Genomic DNA, 790 nt, shown 5'->3' on the forward strand with positions numbered 1-790 from the left:
AAAATTATTCTTTTGTATAGTAATACTTTAATCCTTTAGCATCCAACCACGCTGTTGCTTTATCTAGCTCGCTACCTTGACGATAATCCGACTCGAAATAAACAAGCCCCTGACGATCTCCGCGGGAAACAATTTTTGAAGTGTATCCAAGCTTATCCATCATTTGAATCATTTCAGGAATTAAATTTACACCAAATTCATAAGTAACCACCTTATTATGTTTGTTCACGATAATCTCCACTCCTTCTTCTTTATACGATTTATTTGTAAACCAATCTAACGACTTGCTTCCAATTAATTCATTCAAATCACACTTTCCAATACCAGGTACATTTCCTGTTTCAGTGTATTGCCAGATATCACATGGATAAGCTGGCCTATTTCCGCCATAACGAGGAATCCATACAAAGTCAGATTTTACATTTGCCATTCCGAATGGAGCATACATATGGTGGCCAACATATAAACCAACTTTCTTAGCACCCAATCGACGTAATTCATCGATAAAAGCCTGTGTACCTGCTCGCATATCATCCATTGTTTTCACTTCTACATCAGCCACCCAGACTGTTGCGCTCTTATCTCCGCGATTCCAGAAGTCTCGAGCTTCTACACGTGCGTCATTCTCAGAAACGAAACGACAGAATGCGTAGTTACCAAAAGGAATACCATGTTGCTTCATGGATTGTACATATCCTTTATATAATGGATCTACATAATTCGAACCATCTTGTACACGAGCGATGATGAAATCAATGTATTGTTTTGCCACAGGCCAGTTAATATCACC

The 790-nt window shown here is 38.6% G+C and carries 1 protein-coding gene; it reads right to left on the reverse strand.

Annotation, left to right across the window (positions count from 1 at the left end; all coding sequences use genetic code 11):
* Nucleotides 1-4 precede the first annotated feature (4 nt).
* Nucleotides 5-790, reverse strand: a 786-nt coding sequence (locus MR168_RS33020; RefSeq protein WP_242291768.1) for a GH25 family lysozyme, incomplete at its 5' end; no start/stop codon positions are given.

This window comes from Bacillus cereus group sp. BfR-BA-01356, from assembly GCF_022663635.1.
GTDB classification, from domain to species: Bacteria; Bacillota; Bacilli; order Bacillales; family Bacillaceae_G; genus Bacillus_A; species Bacillus_A cereus.